Annotated in this window: 25 protein-coding genes; 14 read left to right on the top strand and 11 right to left on the bottom strand. The window is 62.6% G+C overall.

Annotated features, from left to right (window positions below; translation table 11 throughout):
• Positions 1 to 132: 132 nt before the first annotated feature.
• Positions 133 to 1,077, bottom strand: a complete 945-nt coding sequence (locus tag P0D96_RS05050; RefSeq protein WP_408312169.1) for an aromatic alcohol reductase — start codon at positions 1,075 to 1,077, stop codon at positions 133 to 135.
• A 287-nt stretch (positions 1,078 to 1,364) separates the two neighbouring features.
• On the opposite strand from P0D96_RS05050, the gene P0D96_RS05045 reads away from it, so the two are divergent.
• On the top strand, positions 1,365 to 2,276 hold the full coding sequence (locus P0D96_RS05045; RefSeq protein WP_408312166.1) for a LysR family transcriptional regulator: 912 nt from the start codon (positions 1,365 to 1,367) through the stop codon (positions 2,274 to 2,276).
• A gap of 5 nt (positions 2,277 to 2,281) precedes the next feature.
• Complete coding sequence (locus tag P0D96_RS05040; protein WP_408312163.1) at positions 2,282 to 3,514, top strand: NAD(P)/FAD-dependent oxidoreductase; 1,233 nt, start codon at positions 2,282 to 2,284, stop codon at positions 3,512 to 3,514.
• Between the two features lie 86 nt (positions 3,515 to 3,600).
• On the opposite strand, the gene mctP is transcribed toward P0D96_RS05040, so the two are convergent.
• Both mctP and P0D96_RS05030 read right to left on the bottom strand, forming a co-directional pair.
• Positions 3,601 to 5,082 (bottom strand): monocarboxylate uptake permease MctP, encoded by a 1,482-nt coding sequence (gene mctP / locus P0D96_RS05035; protein WP_132377787.1) that lies wholly within the window; start codon positions 5,080 to 5,082, stop codon positions 3,601 to 3,603.
• A complete protein-coding gene (locus P0D96_RS05030) occupies positions 5,079 to 5,276 on the bottom strand; it encodes a DUF3311 domain-containing protein (RefSeq protein WP_132377789.1) in 198 nt (65 codons plus the stop codon). Before P0D96_RS05030 ends, mctP begins: the two co-directional genes overlap by 4 nt.
• Positions 5,277 to 5,515: 239 nt before the next feature.
• Here P0D96_RS05030 and P0D96_RS05025 point away from each other — a divergent pair, with 239 nt between their 5' ends.
• From P0D96_RS05025 to P0D96_RS04995, 7 genes are all read left to right on the top strand, one after another.
• Positions 5,516 to 6,925 (top strand): cache domain-containing protein, encoded by a 1,410-nt coding sequence (locus P0D96_RS05025; protein ID WP_408175006.1) that lies wholly within the window; start codon positions 5,516 to 5,518, stop codon positions 6,923 to 6,925.
• 2 nt (positions 6,926 to 6,927) lie between these two features.
• Positions 6,928 to 7,575: a response regulator gene (locus P0D96_RS05020; RefSeq protein WP_132377793.1), complete on the top strand. Its 648-nt coding sequence runs from the start codon at positions 6,928 to 6,930 to the stop codon at positions 7,573 to 7,575.
• A 113-nt stretch (positions 7,576 to 7,688) separates the two neighbouring features.
• A complete protein-coding gene (locus P0D96_RS05015) occupies positions 7,689 to 8,231 on the top strand; it encodes a hypothetical protein (RefSeq protein WP_408312159.1) in 543 nt (180 codons plus the stop codon).
• A 159-nt stretch (positions 8,232 to 8,390) separates the two neighbouring features.
• Entirely contained in the window at positions 8,391 to 10,337 is a 1,947-nt protein-coding gene (locus tag P0D96_RS05010; RefSeq protein WP_408312156.1) for an arylsulfatase, read from the top strand.
• Positions 10,338 to 10,344: 7 nt separating this feature from the next.
• Entirely contained in the window at positions 10,345 to 11,427 is a 1,083-nt protein-coding gene (locus tag P0D96_RS05005) for a formylglycine-generating enzyme family protein (RefSeq protein ID WP_408175009.1), read from the top strand.
• Complete coding sequence (locus P0D96_RS05000) at positions 11,424 to 12,218, top strand: MetQ/NlpA family lipoprotein (protein ID WP_408312153.1); 795 nt, start codon at positions 11,424 to 11,426, stop codon at positions 12,216 to 12,218. The genes P0D96_RS05005 and P0D96_RS05000 overlap by 4 nt, the downstream gene beginning before the upstream one ends.
• A complete protein-coding gene (locus P0D96_RS04995) occupies positions 12,212 to 13,168 on the top strand; it encodes a hypothetical protein (RefSeq protein ID WP_408312150.1) in 957 nt (318 codons plus the stop codon). Before P0D96_RS05000 ends, P0D96_RS04995 begins: the two co-directional genes overlap by 7 nt.
• Positions 13,169 to 13,180: 12 nt before the next feature.
• Here the strand turns inward: P0D96_RS04995 and cls are convergent, their stop codons facing one another.
• The 4 genes from cls to P0D96_RS04975 all read right to left on the bottom strand — a co-directional run bounded on the left by cls (position 13,181) and on the right by P0D96_RS04975 (position 16,505).
• Positions 13,181 to 14,443 carry a cardiolipin synthase gene (gene cls / locus P0D96_RS04990; protein WP_132377803.1) on the bottom strand — a complete coding sequence of 421 codons (1,263 nt, stop codon included), beginning with the start codon at positions 14,441 to 14,443 and terminating at the stop codon, positions 13,181 to 13,183.
• Between the two features lie 148 nt (positions 14,444 to 14,591).
• A complete protein-coding gene (locus P0D96_RS04985; protein ID WP_408175013.1) occupies positions 14,592 to 15,077 on the bottom strand; it encodes a hypothetical protein in 486 nt (161 codons plus the stop codon).
• A 22-nt stretch (positions 15,078 to 15,099) separates the two neighbouring features.
• A complete protein-coding gene (locus tag P0D96_RS04980) occupies positions 15,100 to 15,951 on the bottom strand; it encodes an H-NS family nucleoid-associated regulatory protein (protein WP_408175369.1) in 852 nt (283 codons plus the stop codon).
• Between the two features lie 215 nt (positions 15,952 to 16,166).
• Positions 16,167 to 16,505 carry a hypothetical protein gene (locus P0D96_RS04975; RefSeq protein ID WP_132377807.1) on the bottom strand — a complete coding sequence of 113 codons (339 nt, stop codon included), beginning with the start codon at positions 16,503 to 16,505 and terminating at the stop codon, positions 16,167 to 16,169.
• Between the two features lie 370 nt (positions 16,506 to 16,875).
• On the opposite strand from P0D96_RS04975, the gene P0D96_RS04970 reads away from it, so the two are divergent.
• Entirely contained in the window at positions 16,876 to 17,169 is a 294-nt protein-coding gene (locus P0D96_RS04970; protein ID WP_408312147.1) for a hypothetical protein, read from the top strand.
• Positions 17,170 to 17,224: 55 nt separating this feature from the next.
• Positions 17,225 to 17,461 carry a hypothetical protein gene (locus P0D96_RS04965; protein ID WP_132377811.1) on the top strand — a complete coding sequence of 79 codons (237 nt, stop codon included), beginning with the start codon at positions 17,225 to 17,227 and terminating at the stop codon, positions 17,459 to 17,461.
• Between the two features lie 27 nt (positions 17,462 to 17,488).
• On the opposite strand, the gene P0D96_RS04960 is transcribed toward P0D96_RS04965, so the two are convergent.
• Complete coding sequence (locus P0D96_RS04960; protein WP_408312144.1) at positions 17,489 to 18,562, bottom strand: DUF6765 family protein; 1,074 nt, start codon at positions 18,560 to 18,562, stop codon at positions 17,489 to 17,491.
• 351 nt (positions 18,563 to 18,913) lie between these two features.
• Between P0D96_RS04960 and P0D96_RS04955 the strand changes: the two genes are divergently transcribed.
• The gene (locus tag P0D96_RS04955) at positions 18,914 to 19,144 is read left to right on the top strand and encodes a DUF2964 family protein (protein WP_132377815.1); all 231 of its coding nucleotides are present in this window, start codon (positions 18,914 to 18,916) and stop codon (positions 19,142 to 19,144) included.
• A gap of 47 nt (positions 19,145 to 19,191) precedes the next feature.
• Here the strand turns inward: P0D96_RS04955 and P0D96_RS04950 are convergent, their stop codons facing one another.
• From P0D96_RS04950 to P0D96_RS04940, 3 genes are all read right to left on the bottom strand, one after another.
• Positions 19,192 to 19,653 carry a DUF488 domain-containing protein gene (locus tag P0D96_RS04950; protein ID WP_408312141.1) on the bottom strand — a complete coding sequence of 154 codons (462 nt, stop codon included), beginning with the start codon at positions 19,651 to 19,653 and terminating at the stop codon, positions 19,192 to 19,194.
• A gap of 101 nt (positions 19,654 to 19,754) precedes the next feature.
• Positions 19,755 to 20,156 (bottom strand): FKBP-type peptidyl-prolyl cis-trans isomerase, encoded by a 402-nt coding sequence (locus tag P0D96_RS04945; protein ID WP_041759096.1) that lies wholly within the window; start codon positions 20,154 to 20,156, stop codon positions 19,755 to 19,757.
• A 253-nt stretch (positions 20,157 to 20,409) separates the two neighbouring features.
• A complete protein-coding gene (locus tag P0D96_RS04940) occupies positions 20,410 to 21,267 on the bottom strand; it encodes a carbon-nitrogen hydrolase family protein (RefSeq protein WP_408281031.1) in 858 nt (285 codons plus the stop codon).
• A gap of 219 nt (positions 21,268 to 21,486) precedes the next feature.
• On the opposite strand from P0D96_RS04940, the gene P0D96_RS04935 reads away from it, so the two are divergent.
• A complete protein-coding gene (locus P0D96_RS04935) occupies positions 21,487 to 24,129 on the top strand; it encodes a ligase-associated DNA damage response DEXH box helicase (protein ID WP_408312138.1) in 2,643 nt (880 codons plus the stop codon).
• Entirely contained in the window at positions 24,126 to 24,785 is a 660-nt protein-coding gene (gene pdeM, locus P0D96_RS04930) for a ligase-associated DNA damage response endonuclease PdeM (RefSeq protein ID WP_408312135.1), read from the top strand. Before P0D96_RS04935 ends, pdeM begins: the two co-directional genes overlap by 4 nt.
• Positions 24,786 to 25,567: the final 782 nt, after the last annotated feature.

The following is a 25,567-nucleotide window of genomic DNA, read 5'->3' as shown; positions in this document are numbered from 1 at the left end:
AGGCGCATTTTACTTGAGCGGAGCCGTGCTCGGCGGGGCGTTCCGGCTTGATGATTCGCCTGCTGCTTTGGCCTTCTTGGGCCTTCCGCTTCGACCTTCCGCTCCGGCTCGCCGCTCCGCCCGATTGCGCGATCACTGAAGCGACACGGCCTCGCTCATCAGAAGGTTTTCGCGCATCCACTGCGCCATGCTGCAAACCGCCATGCCGCGCTGCGCGTTGAACGTGCGATCCATATCCCATGCCACGCCCTCACCTTCCGCAAACACCACGCGGTACTTCCTGATCGAACTGTCGGGCTTCTCGGCCAGTTCGCTTTGCAATTGCGGCACGCTCCATTCGACGCGGCGAACCTTGCGCCCGAGCATCGCGTCGACGGCCTCCGCCACTTGCCGATAAGTCACCGTATCCCCGGCGACGAACACGACCTCATCCGCGATGCGCGGCTCGGCGAACATGATCTCCACGGTCAGTCTGCCGATGTCGTCGGCCGTGGTGACCGTCACCGCGTTGTCCCAACTGCCGAGCGCGTGCACCGTGTTCTGCTCCAGATCCACCACGCCGAAGGACGGCTCGAACAGAAAACTCGTGAACATGCCGGTCGACACGATCACCCATTCGGTGCGGCCTTGCGCGCGCAGCAGGTCGCGCACGTCGAGTTGTTCATCGAACAGGTCCTGCGCGCTGCCCCGGCCGATCACGTCGTAGTCCACGCCGAACTGCCACGGGAAATAACGCGCGACATCAGCCGCGAGCACGGCACGGGCAATCTTCAACTGCACGCCTTTGCCGCCGACAAACCCGGTGCAGGACACGACCGTGTCGAAGCGCCGAAACAGCGCCGCAAGCGAGGCCTCGGACTGCGCGGCCAGATCGCCCGGCACGAGTTCGATGGCGAGCGCGCGCAATTCGGCGATTTCCTTCTGCCTGGCGGCATCGCTCGATTGCAGGGTGGACGGTCGCAGGAGAACCGCGAGCGAGACGCCCGGCGTCGACGCGGCGCGCCGCGCGAGACTGCGCAATACGGCCATGCCGAGTTCACCGGCGCCGAGCACGAGAATGGATTGAGTGTGCGACATGTGTGAGACCTTTTCGAAGTTCGGGAATGGATCGAGTGGCGTTCGCTCGTGCGATCCGCCGTCACCGGTAACACGCTGCTGCGGTGTAGCTTCAGGCAGAAGTCAGCCGGACGAATTGGAGTCTAGGTGCGCAATCGCCGCCATTGTTCGCCCTCACGGAATTGAGAAAGCGCCCGCCTCGAACCAGCCGGCTCAAGTCGGATAAGCGAACGACTCCATGTAAGATGAACGCCCGCTGCAACGCGCCTGTGGACGGCGCAGTGCGAACCCGGACAGGTGCCCCGCTCATGGACAAACTTCAAGCGATGACGACCTTCATGCGCATCGTCGAGGCTCAGAGCTTCAGCAAGGCCGCGGAGACGCTTTCGCTGCCTCGTTCGTCGGTGACGACGATGATCAAGAATCTGGAGCACGAGCTGGGCGCCGCCCTGCTCCGGCGCAGTACCCGCACGCTCAGCCTGACCGATGCGGGCGAGCGGTACTACACGTCCTGCCGGGCGATTCTCGCGGAGATCGCGCGCGTGGAAAGCGAGTTGTCCGCCGACGCGGCGACTCCGCGTGGACGTGTCCGCGCGGACATGCCGGGCGTGATCGGGCGCGCGATGGTGTTGCCGCGGCTGCGCGAATTCGAGCAGCGCTTTCCCGGCATCGAACTCGTGCTCGGTCTGAGCGACCGGCCCGCGGACCTGATCTACGACGGCATCGATTGCGTGATCCGCACCGGCGCACTGGCGGATTCGAGCCTGATTGCGCGGCGGCTCGGAGAACTGAGCTGGATCACGTGCGCATCGCCGCGATATTTGAAAGAATATGGCGAGCCCGACAGCGTGAGCGCGCTCAACGATCACCGTGCGATCAATTACATCTCGAACGCGACAGGGAGGCCGCTCGACTGGCGCTTCCACGTACAAGGCGAAGATCTCGCGATGACCATGCCGAGCCGCTTCTCGGTCAACGAGACAGAGGCCTATCTGCAATGCGGCCTGGAAGGATTGGGACTGATCCAGCTCTCGGAATTCGTCGCGCTGCCGTATCTGAAATCAGGGCGTCTGAAACAAGTACTCGCCAGTGCGCGATCGTCGGCTGTGCCTGTTTCGATCGTCTATCCGCACGGCCGAAACGCAAGCGGCGCGACCCGAACGTTCGTCGACTGGATCGCGGAACTCTTCGAACAAAGCGACTTCAAGCGAGGCCTATAAGCAGAATGAAATTCGATACTGTTGTGCTCGGGGCAGGCATTGTCGGCGTATGCGTCGCCGTGCATTTGCAGAAACGCGGCCGCCAGGTCGCGCTGGTCGATCGCAAGCTGCCCGGCAACGAGACCTCGTTCGGCAATGCCGGACTGATTCAGCGTGAAGGCGTCTATCCCTACGCGTTTCCTCGGGGACTCGACACGTTGCTGCGCTATGCGCGCAACCAGTCGGCGGACGTTCGCTATCATGCCGACGCCATCCTCAAGACAGCGCCGTTTCTGTGGCAGTACTGGCGCAACTCACATCCGGCGCGGCACGCCGCCATTGCGAAGTCGTACGCGACGCTGATCGAGCATTGCGTGAGCGAGCACCGGGCGCTCGCCGTCGATGCCGGCGCAAGCGCGCTTTTACGCCCGATCGGCTGGATGAAAGTGTTTCGCACCGCAGCGGCTCGCGACGCGGAATTGCGGCTCGCCGAACAGTGGCATCGCGAATACGAGGTCGAGTTCGAAGCGCTCGACGCCGCCCGTCTGCAACAGATGGAGCCCGATCTCGACAAGACGCTACTGGGCGGCCTGCGTTATCCGGCATCCGATTCCGTGAGCGACCCGAACGCGCTCGTCACCGCTTACGCCAGATACTTCGAAGCGCTCGGCGGACGGTTTTTTATCGGCGATGCGGACACGCTTCGCGATGCCTGGCAGGTCGATACGGAAGCGGGAACGATCTCGGCTTCGTCCGCGGTCGTGGCGTTGGGGCCGTGGTCGGATCGCGCGAGTACGCGATTGGGTTACCGCTTGCCCCTCGCCGTCAAACGCGGATATCACATGCACTACGAGCCGCAGGGGACAGCCCGTCTGAATCATCCGGTGCTCGACGCGGAAGGCGGCTACGTGCTGGCGCCGATGGCGCGCGGCATCCGCTTGACCACCGGTGCGGAAATCGCGGACCTCGATGCGCCCAAGACGCCGGCGCAACTCGCGGCGGTCGAGCCGGTTGCCCGCACGCTGTTTCCCTTGGGCAAGCGTCTCGACGACGAACCCTGGATGGGCCGACGTCCTTGTACATCGGACATGATGCCGATCATCGGCGCCGCGAAAAAACACGCGGGCTTGTGGTTCGCGTTCGGCCACGCACATCACGGGCTGACCTTGGGTCCGATAACCGGACGTCTGATCGCCGAGATGATGACCGGCGAGGAAACCGTGGTGGACCCGCGGCCGTTCAGCGTGGAACGGTTCTAACGGCGCGGGTCGCGCTCCGAGCCACAATAAAAAAACGCCGCGGACAAACAAGCTCCGCGGCGTTCCTTTATCTCGACATCGATTGCTTAGGCCGCGGCCACCACTCTACGCGGCGACAGAACCGACACGGCGAAGCTCACGACGATATTGACCGCCAGCGCGATCAGGCCGATATACACCGGATAGACCGCATCGCCGAGATGCAGGGCGAACACCGGCTTGAGGCCTTGCGAAATCGCCAGCCCGGTTCCGAGCACGATCCCGGCCAGCCAGCCGAGGAACAGACCCGGCGTGTTCAAACGACGCGTGTACAACGAGAACACGATCGCCGGGAAGATCTGCAGAATCCACACGCCGCCCAGCAGTTGCAGGTCGATCGCGTATTGCGTCGGCAAAAACACGATGAACAGCAGCGCACCGAACTTCACGACGAGGGAGACGATCTTCGCCGTGGAAGCCTCGCCTTCAGGCGAGATATTCGGCGAAACGAGCGGACGCCACAGGTTGCGCGTGAACAGATTGGCCGCGCCAATCGACATGATCGCCGCCGGCACCAGCGCGCTGATCGCAATCGCCGCCGCCGCGAAGCCGACGAACCACGACGGGAACAGCGTGTTGAACAACGCCGGCACCATGTCCGAAGCCGACTTCACATGCACGCCGGCCGCAATCGCCATATAGCCGAGCAACGCGATCAGACCCAGCAGCAGCGTGTACGCCGGCAGGAAGATCGCATTCTTGCGCACCGTATTCGCCGACGAAGACGACAGCACCGCCGTCATCGTATGCGGATACATGAACGCCGCCAGCGCCGAGCCCAAAGCCAGCGACGCATACGCGGTGAATTGCGTCGGCTTCAGAATGATGCCGGTCGCGCCGCCCTTGGCCTTGAAATACGTATCGGCCGCGTCGAACACATGCGCGTAGCCGCCGAGCTTGGCCGGAATCAGCCACACCGCCGCGATCACGACGATGTAGATCATGATGTCCTTGACGAACGCGATCATCGCCGGCGCGCGCAGGCCGCTCGCATACGTGTACAGCGCGAGAATCACGAAGGCGACGATCAGCGGCATTTCGCCGGTCACGCCGAGCCCCTTGATCACGACCTGCATGCCCACCAGCTGCAGCGCGATATACGGCATGGTCGCGACAATGCCGGTGATCGCGACGGCTGCCGGGAACCACTTGCCGCCGTATTCGCCCTGCACGTAGTCCGCTGCCGTGATATGGTTTTTCGCCTGAGCGACCTTCCACAGTTTCGGCATCACCGCGAACACGAACGGATAGACGATGATCGTGTACGGCAACGCAAAGAAGCCATACGCACCCACCGAATAGACCAGCGCGGGCACCGCGATCACCGTATAAGCGGTATAGAAGTCGCCGCCCACTAGGAACCACGAAATGACCGTGCCGAACTGGCGGCCGCCGAGACCCCACTCGTGCAATTGCGTCAGGTCGCCCCGTTTCCAGCGCGCGGCAAAGAAGCCGATCACGGTAACGAGAACGAAGAATGCGATAAAGACGGTCATCGCAACCGGATTCACAGGATTCGTATCGCTCATTTGACACCTCGGTACACGACGTAAATCAGTAACGAGGTCAACGGCACCCACAAGAACTGATACCAGTAGAAGAACGGAAAGCCGGCGAACGACGGACGCGTGTCGTTATAGAACGGCAGCCACAGCAATGCGATGTACGGGATCAGCAGGATCAGCCATAGCCATGAACGGCCGGCAGGGTGGGAGGTCTCCACAATCATCTCCTAAGTCTATTATCGACACCGCGCGCCAGGGCTTGTGGCCCGGCACGCGGAAACCGGTTTCGTGATATTAGTCGGCGAAACCGGAATGCGCTCCTCGCGCCGCGCAAACGCCCTCAAGGCGCACTACGCCGCGGGGATGTAGTATTCGCCTTCGTGAGCGTCCTCACAAGCGCGCAACTACGTAAGCCGGCTACGTAATACTACGTAGCCGGCCGGCCGTCTTTTCAACGATGAAACTCAAAGCCAAGATTGTCCTGCTGGCGATCGTGCCCTTTCTGGCCGCCATCGCGAGCATCGAAATCGGTGTGCGCCAGGAAGCCACGGCGCTCGCCGAGACGCAGCACGCGACCACGCAGGCCGCGTATATGGCCAGCAAGGAGATCGAGCTCAAGCATTACGTCGAACTCGCCACTACCGCGATCGCGCCGCTCTATAACGCTGGCCAGGACAATGCGCGCGACGACTCGATGCTGCGCATGCGCGCGCTCGACGTGCTGGAAAAAATGGACTTCGGCAAGGACGGCTATTTCTTTGTCTACGACATGCACGGCCGTTCGTTGATGCATCCGCGCGAGCCCGACCTCGTGGGGCGCGACCTGTGGGAAATGCGCGACCGCGAAGGCACGCTGACGATCCAGCAACTGCTCGCCGCGGCCTCGCGCGGCGGCGGCTATGTGCGCTACCTGTGGCATCGTCCGTCGACGGGCAAGGTGGCTTCGAAACTCGGCTATGTGGTGCCGCTGGAGCGCTGGGGCTGGATGATCGGCACCGGCATCTATCTCGACGACGTGGACAGCACGCTCGCGCATATCGACGAGGGCGCGGCCGCCAACATCGATCGTACGATGAAATGGATCGACGCGATCGCCGTGGCCGGACTCGCTGTGATCGCGCTATGCGCGCTCGTGCTCAACGTCACCGAATATCGCAGTGCGGACGCCAAACTGAAGCGGCTTGCTCAGCAGGTGGTGGAGTCGCAGGAAAACGAACGGGCGCGCCTGTCGCGTGAACTGCACGACGGCATCAGCCAGATGATGGTCTCCGTGAAGCTGCTGCTCGAATCCGCGCTGGCGCGCTTCGAGCGCAGCGAAGTGCGCGTGCCCCCGGCAGAGGCCGCGCTCACCACCAGCCTCACCCGGCTTGGCGACACCTTGCGCGAAGTGCGGCGCATTTCCCATGCGCTGCGTCCGTCGATGCTCGACGATCTCGGTGTGGCGGCTGCGCTGGAGCAACTCTCCCGCGAACTCAGCGAGCAGTCGGGCATCGAGATCGGCTTCACGCAGATTGCCCACACTCACGCGGCGGCTTTGCCCGACGCGGTCAACACCGTGTTGTTCCGGATCGCGCAGGAAGCGCTGACGAATATTGTGCGCCACGCGCAGGCGTCGAGCGCGGCGCTCGCGCTGGAAGTATCGAACGACGCCGTCACGCTGAACATCGCGGACAACGGACGCGGCTTCGACGTGGCGCATGCGTTCGTCGGCCGGCGCTCGGGCGTGGGTCTGCGCAATATGCGCGAACGGCTCGAAGCGCTGGGCGGCACGCTGTCGCTCAGTTCACAGGCCGGCCACACTCTCGTCACCGCACGCGTGCCGCTCGGATCGACCGAGCCGACATTGCCGGCCTTGCAGGAAACCTGACCATGAACGACGCCTCACCCGCTATCGCCCGTCTGATTCTCGTCGACGATCATCCGCTCGTGCGCGACGGTTTGCGCGCACGGCTCGAAGCGGTGCGCAACCTCGAAGTGGTCGGCGAAGCGGGCAATGCGCAGGAAGCGCTCGCCCTCGCCGCGAGTGAGGAGCCCCACCTCGTACTGATGGATGTCGGCATGAACGGGATGAACGGCATCGCACTGGCCGGCATGTTTCATGAACGCTTCCCGGCGATTCGCGTGCTCATGCTGTCGATGCACGACAATCTCGAGTACGTGACCCAGGCGGTGCGCGCGGGCGCGAGCGGTTACGTGCTCAAAGATTCGCCCGCCACCGAAATCATCCAGGCGATCGGCGCGGTGCTCGAAGGTAAACAGTTTTTCAGCGCGGGACTGGGCGCACGTCTGATTCAGGCTTCGGCAACGCAGTCGCCCGTCGAGCGGCTCACGCCGCGTGAACGCGACATTCTCGACGCGCTCGCGGAAGGCCTGTCCAGCAAGCAGATCGCTCAGCGCAACGATCTCTCCGTGCGTACGGTGGAAACGCATCGGCTGAATCTGAAACGCAAGCTCGATATTGAAGGTCAGGCCGAGTTGATCAAGTTCGCAGTCGAGAATCGTCGCACGAGCCGGTAAAAACCTGACTGACGCGAGTGCGCGATCGCAGCATAATTAGCACAGCATCCACTCAAACCACTGCCGTCGTTCCGTCTGATCTACTCAACGCCCGACACCTGGAGCTGATGAGGATGAAACGCTCGATCCCATTGCGGCTAGCGAGTCTGCTGATCTGTTGCGCCGCCACTCACGCGCATGCCGAACCGGCGCGCGTCAATCGCGGCCACGATCCGTTCTTTCAGATCTCCAAAGCAATCGGCGACTGTCCGGTGCCTTTGGGCCCGCTCGAAACCGAGCAGGAATGGCTCGACGACAGCCATTACCGGATCGAGCGCGGCAATAGCTGCTGGGTGGAAGGCCGCTGCCGTTTGTCGAACGCTTATCTGTACGACGTGGAAATCGCCGACGCCCTGCAGCGACGCCTCACCAACATCAACTTCGCCACGCACTGGCGCGAACAGTCGACGCTCTGGCTGACGCTGCAACGCCGCTTCATCTATGTCGAAGGTTGCGTTGCGCCAGGTTTCGACAAGAAGGCCTTCCTCACCGAACTCGCGAAAACCGCGGACGTCGAGCGTGTGATCGACGACACGACCACCAATCCGCATGCCGCACAGCTCCCCTACAAAACGCTTGCGAATCCGGACAAGCCGGTACTCGATCCAGGCAACTAGCCACACAGGCCGACGAGCGAATGCAGCGCGCGCGTGATATCCGGTATCACGCTGCAACGCCTATATCGGCGATCGAACATAGCAACGCAGAAATCGAACTTTGGGCGTTTCGACGTCATTGCTACCATCGGCGACCCGACATATCCGGTCACGACAACAATGACAACACAACGATCGCAGCGCCCTTCTCTTCGCCTTGGCATGATCGGCGCCGCCGTTGCCAGCCTCGTCGCACTCGCGTCGTGCGGCGACGACAATTTGCCCAGCCCGACGCCCGCACCCGTAGTCGCGCAGAAACGCCCGAACATTCTGTACATCATGGCTGACGACCTCGGCTATTCCGACATCCACGCGTTCGGCGGCGAGATCAACACGCCCAACCTCGACGCGCTAGTGCAATCGGGCCGCATCCTGACGAATCACCACACGGGCACCGTCTGCGCGATCACGCGTTCCATGCTGATTTCCGGCACCGACCACCATCTGGTCGGCGAAGGCACCATGGGTGTGCCGACCGATGAGCGCAAAGGCCTGCCGGGTTACGAGGGCTATCTGAACGACCGCGCGCTCTCCGTTGCGCAGCTGCTGAAGGACGGCGGTTATCACACGTATATGGCCGGCAAATGGCATATCGGCTCGGGCATTGTCGGCAGCACGACGGGCGGTGGGCAGACGCCCGACCAATGGGGCTTCGAACACAGCTATGCATTGCTCGGCGGCGCCGCGACCAATCACTTCGCGCACGAACCGGCGAACTCGCAGAACTACACCGAAGACGGCAAATACGTGCAGCCCGGCCAGCCGGGACAACCGGGCGGCGCGGGCGGCAGCCCAGCGGTGTTCTATTCGACCGACTTCTACACGCAGCGCCTGATCTCGTACATCGACTCGAACAAAGGCGATGGCAAGCCGTTCTTCGCCTATGCGGCCTACACGTCGCCGCATTGGCCGCTGCAAGTACCCGAGCCTTATCTGCATAACTACGCCGGCAAATACGACGCCGGTTACGACGCGATCCGCAACGCGCGCATTGCGCGGCAAAAGGCGCTCGGCATCATCCCGAACGACTTCGTGCCGTACGGCGGCGCGTCGGAAACGCTCGCCGCGACCGCGGCCACCGCGAACAACGGCACGGTGAACGCGAAGTACGTGAGCGCCGTGCATAGCGCGGCGCAAGGCTATACCGACTATGGTCCGGGCACGGTGAACAAGACGTGGGCGAGCCTCTCGCCCGCCGAGAAGAAGGTCCAGGCGCGCTACATGGAAATCTACGCGGGCATGGTCGAAAACCTCGACCACAACATCGGCCTGCTGATCCAGCATCTGAAGGATATCGGCGAGTACGACAACACGTTCATCATGTTCCAGTCGGATAACGGCGCGGAAGGCTGGCCGATCGACTCCGGCGCCGACCCGACCGCGACTGACACCGCCAATGCCGCCGACCCGGTTTATTCGGCACTCGGCACCGACAACGGCAAGCAGAACGCGCAACGTCTGCAGTACGGCTTGCGCTGGGCCGAAGTGAGCGCCACGCCGTTCCGTCTGACCAAGGGCTATTCGGGCGAAGGTGGCGTATCCACGCCGTTGATCGTCCATCTGCCGGGTCAGACCACGCAGAAGCCGACGCTGCGTGACTTCACGCACGTGACCGACAACACCGCGACGTTCCTCGCCGTCTCGCAGATTCCTCCGCCCACGCAGGCCGCGCCGGCGCTCATCAATACGCTGACCGGCGTCGATCAGAACAAGGGCAAGGTGGTCTATAACATTCGCTACGTGTATCCGGTGACCGGACAGTCGCTGCTGCCATTGCTGAACGATCAGGCCACGAGCGCGGTGCACACCGCGTCGTTCGGCGACGAAGCGTACGGCCGCGGCTATCTGCGCAGCGCCGACGGCCGCTGGAAAGCGTTGTGGACGGAACCGCCGCTCGGTCCCGTGGACGGTCATTGGCAACTGTTCGACATGAGCGCCGACCGCGGCGAAACGCAGGACGTGTCGACGCAGAATCCCTCGGTGATCGACGGTCTCGTGCAGCAGTGGAACAACTATATGAGCAGCGTCGGCGGCGTCGAACCGTTGCGTCCGCGCGGTTACTACTGAGCACGCAATGACCGTCAGATTCAAGCTCAAAAGCAACGCGGCGCTGTACGGCGTCTACGCGGCGATCGCCACGGTCGCCTTCGCCGCTGCATTTACCGCCGCGACGGCCGCTTCGGCGGTCTTTAGCGGCGGCAAACAAGGGGCGTTCGACGAACTCAATGCATCGCGTCCGTTGGCCGCGCTCGGCTCCGAGCGGCAATGCGAGCGTTACGCCGGCCTGCCTTCGCGCTGGCGCGACGATCCGAAAGCTGGCATGGTGCACCTGCATGGCGGTGATTTCGTGTTCGGCAGCAAGCTCGGTTACGAAGACGAGCGTCCGGCCGGCGACGGCAAGACGCGCGTCGCGGGCTTCTGGATCGATCAGACCGATGTGACGAATGCGCAGTTCGCGGCATTCGTGAAGGCCACGGGCTACGTCAGCGATTCGGAGCGCCAAGGCGGCGCAGTGGTATTTCATACGCCGACACGCGACGAGATGAATGCACGCGATCTCGCGTGGTGGACGTGGGTGAAAGGCGCCGCATGGAATCATCCAACCGGACCTGGCAGCACGCTCGAAGGCCGCATGAACCAACCGGTAACGATGGTCACGCAAGCCGATGCGCTCGCCTACGCGCGCTGGTTGGGCCGCGATCTGCCCACCGAAGCCGAGTGGGAATACGCGGGCAAGGCGGGCCGCGAAGGCGCGGAGCTCGATACCGCTCCGCGCGATGAACACGGCAAGCCGAGCGCGAATTACTGGCAAGGCGTGTTTCCCGTGCTCAACACGAATGAGGACGGTCACGTCGGCCTCGCGCCCGTCGGCTGCTATGCCGCCAACGATTTCAAGCTCTACGACATGATCGGCAATGCGTGGGAATGGACCAAGGATGCTTATAGCGGTCCGCACCAGTCCCACACCAATGGCGATACCGCGGCGGTCGCGCCGCTCAGCCGCAAACACGACACGCCGATGGTCATCAAAGGCGGCTCGTTCCTATGCTCGCGCGACTATTGCGTGCGCTATCGGGCGGCGTCGCGCGAACAGCAGGAAGCGGATTTGCCGGCGTCGCATATCGGTTTTCGCACGGTGTTGAGGGATGCGTCATGAAGTCACGGTTATTCGCAACGGCCGTGCTGCTGGTCGCCGCTTCGATGGTTCAGCACGTGCAAGCTGCCGCGTCGCAAGTCATCAAGGTAGGTGTGAGTGCGGGCGCGCATGCCGAGATCATGAACGAGGTGCGCCGCGTCGCCGCCAGTCGCGGACTCACGCTCGACGTGGTCGTATTCGATCAGCCCGAGCGTATCGACGCCGCGCTTGCCGCGAAGCAGATCGACGCGGCGAGTTTCGAAGACGAGCCACGCTTCGACGCACAGCGCAAACAGCACGGCTTTGCGCTCGCGAGCGTCGCCACCACCGTGACGTTTCCCATCGCCTTGTACTCGCGCAAACTGACGAACCTCGGCCAACTGCAACGCGGCGCGACGATCGCCATTCCGGACGACCGGGAAGGCACGGCGCGCGCCTTGATCCTGCTGCAGAACTTCACGCTGCTGACGTTCAAGGACAGGGCCGGCTTGCATGCGACGCTCGCCGACATCACGAGCAACCGGCTGAATCTGCAGATCCGCCAGGTGCCGCGCGCACGTCTATTCGACTCATTGAACAGCGTGGCCTTCGCCGTGATCGATAGCGACGACGCGGCGCGCGCGGGTCTTTACCCGGCGCGCGACAGCCTCGGTCTCGAAGATGCCCGCTCGCCTTACGCCAACGTGTTGACGGTGCGCGATTCCGACCGCGCTCGGCCTTGGGTTGCGCAACTGGTGGCGGCTTACCATTCGAACGACGTCGCGCATTTCATTCTGACGCGCTATCAGGACTCGGTGCGCCGGCCGTGGTGAACGCTTTCTCGTTCGCGTGCACGGCGTGCGGCAAGTGCTGCAATAGTCCGCCGGCCATGTCGTTACCCGAGCTGTTCCGGCATCGCGACCGGTTCATCGGCTGCCTTGCGATCGGCCGCGTGCCGCGCAGGCGCATCGGTGAGCGGGTGCGCGTCGGCCGGCACGAAGCCTTGCTCGACGAGGCCGATATCGCCGCTTTCGAATCGATCGCGGACACGCTGCTCCATCGCGCGGGCGACACCTTCAGCATCATGACGCAGGGCTACGATTACCCTTCTCTGGCGCGCTGTCCCGCGCTCGCCGATGATGGACGCTGTGCGATCCATCTAAACGGCAAGCCGGTCACGTGTGAAGTCGTGCCGCTCGATCCGCTCGTGCCGGATACGCTGCAACATCTCGTGCTGGCCGGCCGCAATCAGAGCGCCTCGTACCTGGGCGCCGACTGCATTCAGGAAGGTGAACGCGCGGACGCCGCACTAATGACCGCGGAAGGCGAGATAAAAGACGCGAATGCGAGGAACGCTTTGGCGCGTCGCCGCCGCGCGCTCGAAAAAGAACGTGAGGTGTGGGGCCGTGCCGTATTCGAATCGCTGCGCAAAGATCTGTTCGACTCGCCCGCCGCGTTGGCGCGTATTCCGCCGGGCGGCTTTCTGACGATCTCGATCGTGCCGGCGCTGTTGGCCGTGGCCAGTACTTCCGCGCGCTGTCGCCAGTTGTGTCTCGACTATATCGACAGCCAACTCGCGTTGATCGACCGCAGTATTAAGCAAGCGCTTTTGCGCCGCCGACTGGACGATCGTCCGGTGACTCAGGAATTGCGCGGATTCGCTCATGCGTATCAACGTGCACAAACGCTTCTTGGCACACCACTCCCTGCCATGGAAGTGGAAAGCGGCACTCCCTCTTCTCTATCACCTATCGAAGCCTATCTCTCTGGCGCAGATCGGTAATCAAAAGAACCGTCAGAGTTGCGTATCCAGCAGCGGCACGAACTTTTCGATCAGCTTTTCCGTAAAGGGCCGGTGCATCCATGCTTCGAGCGTAACCTGCTGCGACTTCTTTAGATCCTCGGCAAAAACGGCGGTTTGTTGCTTCGCGAAGTCGCGGTCGTAGATGTTCAGATTCGCTTCGTCGTTGAGCTTGAACGAACGATTATCGAAATTGGTCGAGCCGACCGAAACCAGGTATTCGTCCACCACCAGCAATTTGCAGTGAAACATGGTCGGCTGATACTCGTACATTTCCACGCCCGCTCTGAGCAGATCGCCCCAGCACGCGCGCGACGCTTCGCGCACGGTATGCGTGTCGATCCGTTTGCCGGGCATGATGATCTGCACTTTCACGCCGCGTTTCGCCGCCTCGACAATCGCGTTGATGGTCAGCTTGTCGGGAACGAAATAGGCACTCGCCAGATGAATGGAGTGCGTGGCTGCCGTGATCGCCATCAGATACATTAACTGCATGTCGTCGCTGCCGCCCGAGGGCGAACTGCTGAACATATGCGCGAGGCCGTCGCCCATTGACTCGACATCGGGAAAATAGCCGGGACCGTGCAGCACATTGCCGGTTGCCTTGACCCAGTTGTCCATGAATACGGCCTGCATATGGCCGACCACCGGACCCGCCACGCGGAAATGCGTATCGCGCCAATGCTTTTCATTCTGTGCGTGGCCGGTCCACTCCGGCGCAATACCCACACCACCCGTAAAGCCGATATGCCCGTCGATCACCAGCAGTTTGCGGTGCGTGCGATCGTTCATGCGGCCAAGGCCGGTCCAATGGGGCTTGTGATACTGAATCACTTCCGCGCCGGCATCGCGAAGCAGATCCAAATAGCGCTTATCCATTTTCGACGAGCCGACCCAGTCGAGCAGCACGTGCACCGCGATGCCTTCGCGCGCTTTATCCGCGAGTGCCTGCGCAATCTGCTCGCCAATCTCGCCGGACCAATAGATGAAAGTTTCAAACGTGATCGTTTGCCGTGCGGAACGGATGCCTTCCAGCATCGAAGGAAAAATGTGGTCGCCGTTCAGCAGCATCTCGAAGCGATTGCCCGAGATGACCGGCGGCCCGAGCAGCAAACCCATCGAGCGAAGGAATTGCGGATCGTCGCTCGCATAAAGGCGTTCGATCTTATGTTCGATCTTCTTCTCGCCGCTCGATAAATTGGCAATCACCAAGATGATGACGAGCGTGACGAAGGCGGTAATGGAAATCGTCAGCATGCGTGGCCTCGATGCTAATCGGCGGGACGCGTCGGATGCGCGTCCTGCGGTTTGACGAAGACTCCGGGCCTCAGCCCCGGCTGTTACGACGAACGCAGGACGCATTGCGCGTGCCCGTTGCAGGCCCGCACCTTGCTACTCAACCTCATTACCTGACCAGCGAGAACGCTTCCCGGATGGCTATTTCACCCGCGCCATAGACACCGACTACCGTATAGTCCGACGCTACGCATTCGAAGGTGGACTGCTGAAACGTGATGACAAAATGGCGCAGCGCGGGTCCCGTCGATGCGACCGCCGCAAGCTCGGCGGCAAGCGACGAATTCATGACTTCATGAACCGAGTAGCTAGTGAGACCCTGCGAGGCGAGTGGATGGATCTCGAGATCGCCGTCGCCGGGCGGACCCAGGCGATGAAATACAGTGTCCGGAAACAGCACCGCGCAAAATGGATCGTCGTCGGGATCGAATGGTCCGAACCGTTCAAAGTCGGACTCCGCAATCGGATAAGAGAGAATGACCCGGCGGTCACTCGCGACGATGAAGGGTTCGCCGGCATCTTCTGCCGGATGAGGAACGGAGTCCAGCAGGACGACCTGGTCTTCCTGCTGGGGTGTTTCAAGCGTACTGGTCATCTACTTCACGGCTCGGTTGCGCTCATGCACTGGCTGACGCCGGCGCGGCTTGCGGCGTGGCCGCGACAGTCGCCGCGACGGCTTTTTTGGCTGCGGTCTTGCGCACAGGTGCTTTCCTGGCTGCTTTAGTCGCGGCGCTCTTCTTCGCGGCCGGCTTTGCGGCGCCTTTCTTTGCCGCTACTTTCCTGGTCGCCGCCGTGGCTTTCTTTGCAACCGTCTTTTTGGCCTCGCCTGCTTTCTTTGCCACGACTTTTCGGGCTGCGGCTTTCTTGCTCACTACGCCGCTAGTTGCCGCCGACTTCACTTTGCCGGCCTTCTTTGCGGCTTTGTGACCAGCATCCGCCACGCTTGCCGAAGCGCTATCGATCAGGAATCTGGTGCGGTCCTTGACCGTGGCGAGCCATGCCGGCGCCGGGCCGCGGCCGCTCCAGGTCGCGCCGGTTTTCGGATTGATGTACTTGGGCGGTTGCGCGCCTTTCGGCTGACCTTTGCTGCCTTTCGCATGGGTGACAGCCGCCTTGGCCGCCGACTTCAGTTCGCTCGCGCCTTCGACCAGGAACTGTGTGCGGTCTTTCACGCCGGCAATCCAACCCGGCGCGCGGCCATGACCCGTCCAGGTCGCACCGGTTTTATGGTCGCGGTACTTTGCTATTGCCTTACCGGAGCTGCCGGCTTTCACCTTGCCATTGCCATTCAGGCCTCTCGCGGCGCGCCGGGCTTTTGCCTGGGCTTCGATATCCGCGGTAGTCAGGCCATGTTTGAGCATCAGGTCACGAATCTGGTCGACCGCGACTTGCGCTTTCCTGGCAATAAGGACGTCAGCTTGCGCCTGAAGCTTTTTAAGCTTTGCTTGGATTTGCTCTAACGTGGGCATTTGATTGCTCCTTATGTGGTAATCGATCGAACTATGCCACGAATGACGCGAGAAAGGCAGATCGGCGTGGCTATAAAAACACGAGTCGGAGTCGATCATGCATCCGGTGGAGTACGAACTTTTTGGGTTCTTTACTCCGTTGCCGCACTTTTTCTGTCTTTTCCTTTGCCACTCCCCCTTCTCTTCTATTGTCTTTCCAATTGTTGGGCCGGCGATCACATCGGCGTAAACACGACGGCCTGACGGTCGGCGATATACCGCACACTGCGCATGAACCGGTACTGCTGGTCATCCGCGGTAATGCGGTTGAGGCCCATCCGGGTCAACGACAGCATCTCGTCAGCCTGACAGGCGGCCACCACACCATGCTCGGTCAATTCCTCCAATGCGCCGGACGGGTCGCCGACATAAACACTGCGCACATGCGTGCCGACTCGCATCAGGACCACGCTTTCGCCTTCGTCGAGCGCCAGTTCGAGATAGCCGGCAAGCGCTCGTAAGGACTCCGGCGTCGACGCCCGGGACTGATAGATCGCAGCATTCGATGGTGTCATTTTGGTTTCCCCGTCACACGCATCAAGAAAGGCAGCCGCTGTGCATCGCGGCATTAGTCGCTTCTACTATAGGCAAGCATTCGAAGATTCAAAGGACGGCAGTACATTTTTTATTGCTTCGTACGTTTGCGCCGGTCATTTTTTATAAAAACACTTTTTGCCTGCCAGGAAATCCAGGTTTCCCGCGATGCAATGCGCTAGCCCGAACCTCCGTAACCCCGCGTTACCAATCTCGCAGCGCTGTTTCACCTGTGTCCGGACCACCCTCCTACACTCCGAACCGTAACTCGACGCAAAGCTCTGGAAAGCTCGCAAGGGCGAACCTGAGGCAATCGGAAGCATCGCACTTCGATATGCAAGGAGAAGGCAAATGAACAAGAAGATCATCGGCGCGGTATTGGGTCTGGCAGTACTGGCGGCATCGTCGGCGGCCTCGGCGCACGTGGATGTGGCCGTCGGAGTCGGCATTCCAGTCGGCGTGGTTGCAGCGCCGCCGCCTGTTTATGTCGCGCGCGGTCCGGCGGTGGTCCCGGTTGCCTATGGCGGTGACGGCGACTGGCGCGCACGCGAGTGGCGCGAGCGCCGTGAATGGCGGGAACGCGAATGGCGCCGTGAGCATTGGCGCGAACACGAATGGCGTGAACGGCATTGGGGCGGCTATTGAAATGACGCCGAATAGCGCCACGTTAGAACACCTCAATTGAACGGGTACTTTTCAGATGAAAGCGGGTTACATCAAAACGGCCCTCGCGGCGGTCGCACTCACTTCGGCAGCGGTCGGCACGGCAAACGCGGCCGGCTGCATGAAGGGAGCGGTCGTAGGCGGAGTGGCGGGTCACTATGCCGGACACCACGCGGTGGTCGGCGCGGTCGGCGGCTGTCTGGTGGGGCGGCATATGGCCAAAAAACATGCGGAAGAACAGGCCGCGCAACGTCAGCAAGCCAGAGTGGAATAACCGGGGTTCGGGGCGCCGGCGCCCCGTTCAGGCGATTCGCAATCCGTGCGTCGGCAGAATCTCCTGCGTGGTCACGAAGCGGTGCTGCTTGACCGCGTCGTGAAATAGCCGGTAATCGCTTTTCTCAAAGGCGTCCGTCCATACCGGCTTGTCTCCGGTGTCGTCGTCGAACTTCAAACCGGTGGCCAGGAACTTCCAGGAGCCGGGACCTTTAGGCACGTATTCCGGAATCGACTCTTTCAAACCCGGAATACCGCCGGCCTTCACGAGGCGGCAAATGTGCCGCAAGCGATCGTTGTCGTCCTCGAGCCGGTTCGTATTGAGCAGGTTCGTGAGCACGTCTCTCACATCGTCCGGCATGCCGGGCAGGTTCTCGAAATCTTGCCGCCCCGCCAGATAGGCGCGCACCGCGCGGCATGCCATCTCGGCCGCTCGCACGAATTCCGGCAGATTGTGTCGTTGGACGAACTCGTTTCTACCGTCGATGTAATGCCATTTTGCCCACGGCTGGTCAGGATAGTGCAAGGCAGCGCCATGACCGACGGGCAGCGCAACGGTCAACACATCCTCTTCGATGTGCTCGATCAGGTGCTCGCTGGCGAGCCTTAGTTTGGCGAACCAGCCTTTGCGCGTACAGTCCTGAGCCTCCAGCAGATGAACCCGATTCCACGGACTTTCGATTCCGGCGAAGCCCTGATGCGCCCATGTATCCACATAGGTGTGAAGCGTCACGCCCAGCCGATGCAATCCTGTCTCGGTGTCCCGGCGCAGGATGGCGCGCCGCACCACCTCGCGCGCGACCGCGCTATCCGGGCGGCACACGGCCTTTTCGTGCAACGTCGAACCAACGGCGGCCGGCAGAAAATGAAAGGGCGTCCACACCAGCCGGTTTTTGTCGTCCTCCGTGGTGGCGTAGTCGAATAACTTGTGCGCGGTGGCAAAGCGTTCGAACGTCTCGCCGCCCTTGAAGCGCAAGATGCCCGCGGTCGTCGCATCGTCCACGTATTGGCAGGCATGCGCCACGGTGATCGCGTCGCCGGCCGGCATGCCGGCCACGCGGGCGGCAATATAGACGACACCATAATGAAAGTCGATATTCATGGCAGGCGCTCCTGACGCGCGACGAATGACGACGGGGGATTCTGGACTGCGCGGCGAGGTGGATGCCGCGTCGGCGCGTGAGTAGATAGTAGACGACCGAACGCGCCGGGACTTTAAAAAACCGCTCGCCGCCCTGCTTCATGCGGAGTCCGGCCCATACACGCCGCTCCACTAAATAGACTTGTGACAATCGGGCGCTGCATTTACCCGTTTTTGTTATTTGCACTGTCCGGCGGCTCAGCTATGCTGTGCCATTGGAAACTATTCGTAATGCGAAAGGGCATAGCCGGGCCGCACCACTCTCCAGTCCAAACCTTCGGGCAGTACACGCTAACTCAAAGGATAAATCCTGTGAAACTCGACAATTGGAAAGAAGGCGCAAGTCCGGAACGGCGCAAGCTGCTACGCAGCAAGCTTCACGTCCTGCTGGCCACGATCGGCACGCTGGCGTCCGTGGTCGGGATCTGCGTGGCCATTAACGGCGGACTGGAATTCAATCGCACCAAAGTTTTCATCGGAGTCGGCATTACTGTCGTCTCCACCATCATTTATATCTCGATGCTGTTCGCGCCATCCGAGTGAATCCGGCCTTCTCCCGTTGCGCAAAGGCGCCGCCATCGAGTCGGCGGTTACGACAGGTGGGTAATTTTCAGGCGGCTATTCCAACGCGAGTTCAGGTATTCGAGTGCGAGCCGCCGGTGGCAGTGGTGTGGTAAATGTTCACTGCAAAGCAGGCAGGCCGAGCGGAATAGATCGACGTCCAGATTGCTTTCCACCCGGCGCTTTGCGATCAACTCGACGTAAGCCGCCGAGAAATCGTCCCACGTCAGTTCTTTGGCCTTGTAGCGCTTGAACAAATCGGGCTCCGGAGCCAGGTCGGGCATCCCCTCGTAAGCAGCGCCGCACAACTTGTCGAGAAAGAAAGGCAGATCCTGTTTTTTCGCGAAGCCGGCAAGTTGCGACGTATTGCTCAGGCGGATGTCGAGTACCGTCCGCACCTGTGCGTTTTTCAGCAAATCGAAAAATTCCTGAGCCGTCTTGCCGGTAAATCCGATGGTGGCCACCTGCACGGCATTGGTTTCACGTTTCATCTCGGGAGTACCTGGCAGCGGGCAGACGCAGTGCCCGGAAAAAGAAAAGCCCCGCTGCGATATCCGGAGCGGGGCTCAGTTTCAGTTCACGTCGCGCTGGTTTACTTGACGATACCGACCAGTTCGACTTCGAAGGTCAAGTCGCTGTTCGGCGGAATCACGCCGACGCCGCGATCGCCGTAAGCGGTCGCTGCCGGGCAGGTCAGTTTGGCCTTGCCGCCCACCTTCATCTTCTGCACGCCTTGCGTCCAGCACGGAATCACGCGATTCAACGGGAACGTGGCCGGGCCGCCGTGTTTCGCCGAGCTATCGAACTCGGTACCGTTGGCGAGCGTGCCGCGGTAGTTGACCTTCACGACATCTTCTGCGGCCGGTTGGGCGCCAGTGCCTTGCGTCAGGTGTTCAACCACGACGCCGGAAGGCAGTTTTTCGGTGGTGGGCGCGGCGGCCATTGCCGTCGAAGACAGAAGAGCTGCTGCGACCAATGCAACGATAGATTTCAAAGCGAGTCTCCAGATGGGTAGTGCGCGTCATTGTAACGGATCGCATGTGACGCACCAGCACTGCTGGCTTGCATGGACGAAGCTGTACTGCGGACGCCGGCTATTACGGCCCGTTCATAAGCGAGGCGGCCCGTTTCACGTTACTGAGCGCGGGCATGATCGCACTGTTCCGAGCGACGCCCGCGTCGCAGCGCAACACTTTGAGCGTGGTGCAGCCTGTTGCTTCGAATTGACTTACGGCGAGCGTTTTTAGTCAGTCCAGACTTTGTACCGCGTAGGCTCCCGTCGTCGCCTCGCCGCGCGCGTTGAAGTCCGCGAGCACCGTCTCGCGTTCGCGGACATCGGCCAGCACGGCCGGATCGAGTAGTGCGGTAATCACTTGTTCGCGCTCGCGGCTCGCTTCCGCCACCACGTCGCCAGACGGGCTCCAGATTGCGCTCGCACCGCACGTGGCCCAACCGCCGGTCGTGCCGATGTGATTCGACAACAACGCGTACACGGTGTTGTCGAATGCCCGCGCGGGAAACCAGATGCGCGACTGGTGGTAGCCGGTCTTCACGCTGAAGAGCGCGCTCACCAGATACGCGTGCGCGCCGTTGACCGCCGCAAGACGCGCGTGCTCCGGAAAGGCGGAGTCGTAGCACACGCCGAGCGCGAGACGCCATCCGTCGATTTCAAGCATGCGGCCTTGCGTGCCCGGCCGATAGATCTTTGCTTCGCTGCTGTACAGGTATTGCTTGTGATACGGATCGAGTCGCTCGCCGGAACGGCTGAACACCAGCGAAGAAATATGCAAGCCGCCCTCGCCGCGCGTCGCCGCGCCGACGATCACGGCAATCTCGCGCTGCCGGCAAATGTTCCGAATCGGTTCGAGGCGTGCGTCGTTTGCGTCGAACGCGTATTTCGCGGGGTCGCCGGCGATCAGGCCGGGTTCGTAGCCGCTCAGGAATTTCTCGGGAAAAACCACCAGTTTTGCACCGGCGTTTGCGGCCAGAGCGGTCAATTCGACCGTTCTGGCGATGTTGGCCGTGACGTCACCGGAGACCGGTTGAGCTTGCGCAGCCGCGATTCGCAATGAAGTTTGCGGCAGCAATGCCTGTGTGTGATTCAACGCGCACTCCGTGATGAATGAACCGTTGCGATGCGCCCGCCTACGTTCAACCCCGGATATAGGCGGGCAACGCCTCGGCATTTAAACACGAGCAGCACGCCGCGTGTAAGTGCGAAGATGCGTGGTGAACCACCTGTGCGGTTTGGCGGTCGACATAGAAGACCCCCTCCTTCGAGTTGTTCGCCGACACGCGAATCCGATGCTAAAGAGCGCTTTTCGATGACCGAGCCGGCTGATTCCGACGAGACCACGGCCCCGGCGCCGTCTGCTCTTCCGGAGCGGCGCCGCGCGCCCCGGCCGCGCCGGATTCCGCGCAGCCGCGAGCAACAGGCGCGGCTCGACGCGCGTGAGCCGGCGTTCGAGCCGCTGCCTTTTTCCATCGACGAAACCGCTGCACAACGCCCCTTTGCCGTAAAACTCGCCGAGTGGTTCGACGCGCGCCGTTGGCAGCCATTCGAGTTTCAACGCGAGGTCTGGCAGGAAATCGGCCGTGGCGCGAGCGGTTTGCTGCACGCCACGACCGGCGCAGGTAAAACATGGGCGGTATGGTTCGGCGCACTGGCCGCTTTTGCCGCCCTGCCAACCACGCGCAAACGCACGCCCCGCACACAGCCGGAGCCGCTCACCGTGCTGTGGATCACACCGATGCGCGCGCTCGCTGCGGACACCGCGCGCGCGTTGCAAAGTTCGGCCGCGGAACTCGCCGTGCCGTGGAGCGTCGGGTTACGCACAGGCGATACGTCGTCGGCCGAGCGCGCGCGGCAGAACCGGCGCATGCCGTCGGCGCTGGTCACGACGCCTGAAAGTCTCTCGCTCATCCTCACTCGCCCGGATGCACGCGACGTGCTCGCGCACGTGCGATTGGTGATCGTCGACGAATGGCACGAGTTGCTCGGCAATAAGCGTGGCACGCAGACGCAACTCGCGCTCGCGCGTCTCGCGCATTGGCGGCCTGAATTGCAGGTATGGGGCTTGTCGGCGACGCTCGGCAATCTGTCCTTCGCCGCCGATGTCTTGCTCGCGCCCGTGAAGACGCCACGCGTGAGCGTGCATGGCGCGCTGCCGAAAGCACTGATCGTCGATACGGTGATTCCCGAGACCATCGAGCGGTTTCCGTGGGGCGGCCATGTGGGCATGCGCCAGGTCGGCGCAGTGGCCGAAGCGATCGGCGAGGCTCAAACGTCGCTCGTGTTTACCAATACACGCTCGCAATGCGAGGTCTGGTATCAGGCGCTGCTCGAAGCGCGGCCCGAATGGGCCGGCCTGATCGCGCTGCATCACGGCTCGCTCGATCAGGAAGTGCGCGAATGGGTCGAGCGTGGCCTCAAGAGTGGCTTGTTGAAAGTGGTTGTGTGCACATCGAGCCTCGATCTGGGTGTCGATTTTCTGCCGGTGGAGCGCGTGTTCCAGATCGGCTCGCCCAAAGGCGTCGCGCGTTTGATGCAGCGCGCGGGGCGTTCGGGTCACGCGCCGGGGCGGCCGTCGCGTGTCACGATCGTGCCGACGCATGCGCTCGAACTGGTCGAGGCCGCCGCCGCGCGCGAGGCTGTCGAGAAGCGTCAGATAGAAGGACGCGAGACGCCCGAGAAACCGTTCGACGTGCTGGTGCAGCATCTCGTCACCGTGGCGATCGGCGGCGGTTTCGACGCGCGCGAACTGTACGGCGAGATTCGCAGCACCTACGCCTACCGGCAGCTGACGCAGGCGGAGTTCGACTGGGCGCTCGGCTTCGTCGAAGGCGGAGGAACGGCATTGCGCGCCTATCCTGACTACCATCGCGTGGTACGCGAAAGCGACGGCCTGTACCGCGTGCCGCGAGAGGATCTGGTGCGAAGGCATCGCAACAACATCGGCACGATCGTCGCGAACGGCACTTTGAACGTCGCTTATCTCTCGGGCGGACGGCTCGGCGCGATCGAGGAATCGTTTATTTCGCGGCTGAAACCGGGCGATATTTTTACCTTCGGCGGCCGTGCACTCGAATTGATCCGCGTGCAGGATATGACCGCGTGGGTTCGGCGCGCGACATCATCGCGTGGAGCCATGCCGCAATGGGCGGGCAGCCGCATGCCGCTGTCCTCCGAACTCGCCGACGCCACGCTGACGATGCTCGCACGCGCGGCCGGCGGCATCTACGACGAACCCGAAATGCGTGCCGTGCGGCCGCTGCTCGAATTGCAGCAGAAGTGGTCGGCCTTGCCCGAGCCGGGCGTGCTGGTGGTGGAGTTAGTGAAATCGCGCGAGGGACACCATTTCTTTTGCTATCCGTTTGCCGGGCGCACGGCGCATATCGGTTTGGGCGCATTGCTCGCATGGCGCGTCGCACGCGAAAAGCCCGGCACGTTTTCTATTTCGATGAACGACTACGGCTTTGAATTGCTGTCCGCGCAACCATTCGATTGGGCTGCGCAACTCGAAAGCGGTTTGCTCTCGCCCAAAGAACTGGATCACGACATTCTCGCCAGTCTCAATTCTTCGGAACTCTCGATGCGGCGCTTTCGCGAGATTGCGCGCGTGTCGGGGCTGGTGTTCCAGGGGCATCCAGGGCAGCAGAAAAGCGCGCGGCAATTGCAGGCGTCGAGTGGCCTCTTCTACGAAATCTTTCGCAATCACGATCGCGGCAACCTGCTGCTCAACCAGGCCGACGACGAAGTGCTGCTGCAGGAACTCGACGCCCGCCGCATTCGCATTGCGCTCGAACGCATGAACGCGAGCCGTGTGGTCGTCACGCGACCGAAAAAGCCGACGCCGTTTGCGTTTCCGCTGATCGTCGGACGCCTGCGGGAAAAGGTCAGCACGGAGAAACTCGCGGATCGCGTCGAGCGGATGCTCGCCGAACTCGAGAAGGCGGCCCGCATATGAAGCCGGCATCGTTGCCGGTGGAGATCGGCGGGCATGCTCTTGTGCTGTCGAGCTTGCGCGCGATGTTCGATCCGGCGCTGCGCTGTCTGTTCGTCGCCGATGCGCATTTCGGCAAGGACGCGGTGTTTCGCGCACGCGGCATTCCGGTGCCGATCGGCTCGACCGCCGACAACCTGATGCGCCTGGATATTCTGATCGCCGAATTCGAACCGGCCATGCTGGTGTTTCTCGGCGACCTGCTGCATGCGCGCGAGGCGCATGCCAGCGAGACGCTCGACGCATTGCATGTCTGGCGCGCGCGGCATGCGGGGCTGCGGGTTGTGTTGGTCGAGGGCAATCACGACCGGCATGCGGGCGCGCTGCCGGCGACGCTCGACGTCGAGTATGTGCAGGAGCCTTGGCGTGTGGGGCCGTGGGCGTTGTGTCATCACCCGCACCGGGTGGAAGGTGCGTATGCGCTCGCGGGGCATATGCACCCGGTGTATCGGATTGCGACGCGCAACGATTCGGTACGGGTTCCGTGTTTCCGGTTTGGGACGGCGTGTGGGGTATTGCCTGCGTTCGGGAGTTTTACTGGAGGCGCGCGTGAGGATGGTCGCGTGGCCGGGGAGAAGGTTTTCCTGGTGGTGCAGGAGAGGGTGATTGAAGTGGTGTGATGCGGGACTTCGTTCTGATCTCTTGAGCAACTGATTCGTGGAGGTTGAGGGTGGGAGCGAGCGGACGGGGGTCGTTCGCTCGCTCCGTTTGGCATCGGTAGGGAGGCCGGTCTCCCGGCCTCCGTGCGATGAAGGAGCGTCGCTCCGTTAGTGGTTGCCGCCGCCGTGGCCTCCTCCTCCGCCGCCTCCGCCGTAGCCGCCACCGTGGCCGCCAAAGCCGCCACCGAAGCCGCCGCGGCCTGAGCCGAAGCCGCCGCCGAAGCCGCCGCCGTGGCCTTGGCCTCCGTTGCCGGAGCCTGGGCCGTTACCGCCGCGGCCGTGGCCGCCGTTGCCGGGGCCGCCTGCGCCGGGACCGCCATTGCCCGGGCCACCTGCGCCGGGACCGCCATTGCCGGGGCCGCCTGCGCCAGGACCGCCGTTGCCGGGGCCGCCTGCGCCGGGACCGCCGTTGCCGGGGCCGCCTGCGCCAGGACCGCCGTTGCCGGGGCCACCTGCACCAGGACCGCTTCCGCCCTTGCCGCCGTTGCCGGGACCGCCGTTACCCGGGCCGCCTGCACCAGGACCGCCATTGCCGGGGCCACCTGCGCCAGGACCGCTTCCGCCCTTGCCGCCGTTGCCGGAGCCACCATTACCCGGGCCGCCTGCACCAGGACCGCCATTGCCCGGGCCACCTGCGCCAGGACCGCCTCCGCCCTTGCCGCCGTTGCCCGGCCCGCCTGCGCCAGGACCACCATTGCCCGGGCCACCTGCGCCAGGACCGCCATTGCCAGCGCCGCCTCCGC

It is taken from the genome of Paraburkholderia sp. RL17-347-BIC-D (genome assembly GCF_046027915.1).
GTDB lineage: Bacteria > Pseudomonadota > Gammaproteobacteria > Burkholderiales > Burkholderiaceae > Paraburkholderia.
Note: the sequence above shows the minus strand (reverse complement) of the source record. Positions and strands in the feature narration are given on the sequence as shown.

Excerpts from the sequence above, each read along its gene's own strand:
- P0D96_RS05000 (WP_408312153.1), top strand. The coding sequence starts at position 11,424 with ATGAAGTCACGGTTATTCGCAACGGCCGTGCTGCTGGTCGCCGCTTCG.
- P0D96_RS04975 (WP_132377807.1), bottom strand. The coding sequence starts at position 16,505 with ATGACACCATCGAATGCTGCGATCTATCAGTCCCGGGCGTCGACGCCG.
- P0D96_RS05025 (WP_408175006.1), top strand. The coding sequence starts at position 5,516 with ATGAAACTCAAAGCCAAGATTGTCCTGCTGGCGATCGTGCCCTTTCTG.
- cls (WP_132377803.1), bottom strand. The coding sequence starts at position 14,443 with ATGCTGACGATTTCCATTACCGCCTTCGTCACGCTCGTCATCATCTTG.
- P0D96_RS04970 (WP_408312147.1), top strand. The coding sequence starts at position 16,876 with ATGAACAAGAAGATCATCGGCGCGGTATTGGGTCTGGCAGTACTGGCG.
- P0D96_RS05040 (WP_408312163.1), top strand. The coding sequence starts at position 2,282 with ATGAAATTCGATACTGTTGTGCTCGGGGCAGGCATTGTCGGCGTATGC.
- P0D96_RS05015 (WP_408312159.1), top strand. The coding sequence starts at position 7,689 with ATGAAACGCTCGATCCCATTGCGGCTAGCGAGTCTGCTGATCTGTTGC.
- P0D96_RS04950 (WP_408312141.1), bottom strand. The coding sequence starts at position 19,653 with ATGAAACGTGAAACCAATGCCGTGCAGGTGGCCACCATCGGATTTACC.
- P0D96_RS05020 (WP_132377793.1), top strand. The coding sequence starts at position 6,928 with ATGAACGACGCCTCACCCGCTATCGCCCGTCTGATTCTCGTCGACGAT.
- P0D96_RS04935 (WP_408312138.1), top strand. The coding sequence starts at position 21,487 with ATGACCGAGCCGGCTGATTCCGACGAGACCACGGCCCCGGCGCCGTCT.
- P0D96_RS04980 (WP_408175369.1), bottom strand. The coding sequence starts at position 15,951 with ATGCCCACGTTAGAGCAAATCCAAGCAAAGCTTAAAAAGCTTCAGGCG.
- pdeM (WP_408312135.1), top strand. The coding sequence starts at position 24,126 with ATGAAGCCGGCATCGTTGCCGGTGGAGATCGGCGGGCATGCTCTTGTG.
- P0D96_RS05045 (WP_408312166.1), top strand. The coding sequence starts at position 1,365 with ATGGACAAACTTCAAGCGATGACGACCTTCATGCGCATCGTCGAGGCT.
- mctP (WP_132377787.1), bottom strand. The coding sequence starts at position 5,082 with ATGAGCGATACGAATCCTGTGAATCCGGTTGCGATGACCGTCTTTATC.
- P0D96_RS05050 (WP_408312169.1), bottom strand. The coding sequence starts at position 1,077 with ATGTCGCACACTCAATCCATTCTCGTGCTCGGCGCCGGTGAACTCGGC.
- P0D96_RS05005 (WP_408175009.1), top strand. The coding sequence starts at position 10,345 with ATGACCGTCAGATTCAAGCTCAAAAGCAACGCGGCGCTGTACGGCGTC.
- P0D96_RS05010 (WP_408312156.1), top strand. The coding sequence starts at position 8,391 with ATGACAACACAACGATCGCAGCGCCCTTCTCTTCGCCTTGGCATGATC.
- P0D96_RS04965 (WP_132377811.1), top strand. The coding sequence starts at position 17,225 with ATGAAAGCGGGTTACATCAAAACGGCCCTCGCGGCGGTCGCACTCACT.
- P0D96_RS04985 (WP_408175013.1), bottom strand. The coding sequence starts at position 15,077 with ATGACCAGTACGCTTGAAACACCCCAGCAGGAAGACCAGGTCGTCCTG.
- P0D96_RS04960 (WP_408312144.1), bottom strand. The coding sequence starts at position 18,562 with ATGAATATCGACTTTCATTATGGTGTCGTCTATATTGCCGCCCGCGTG.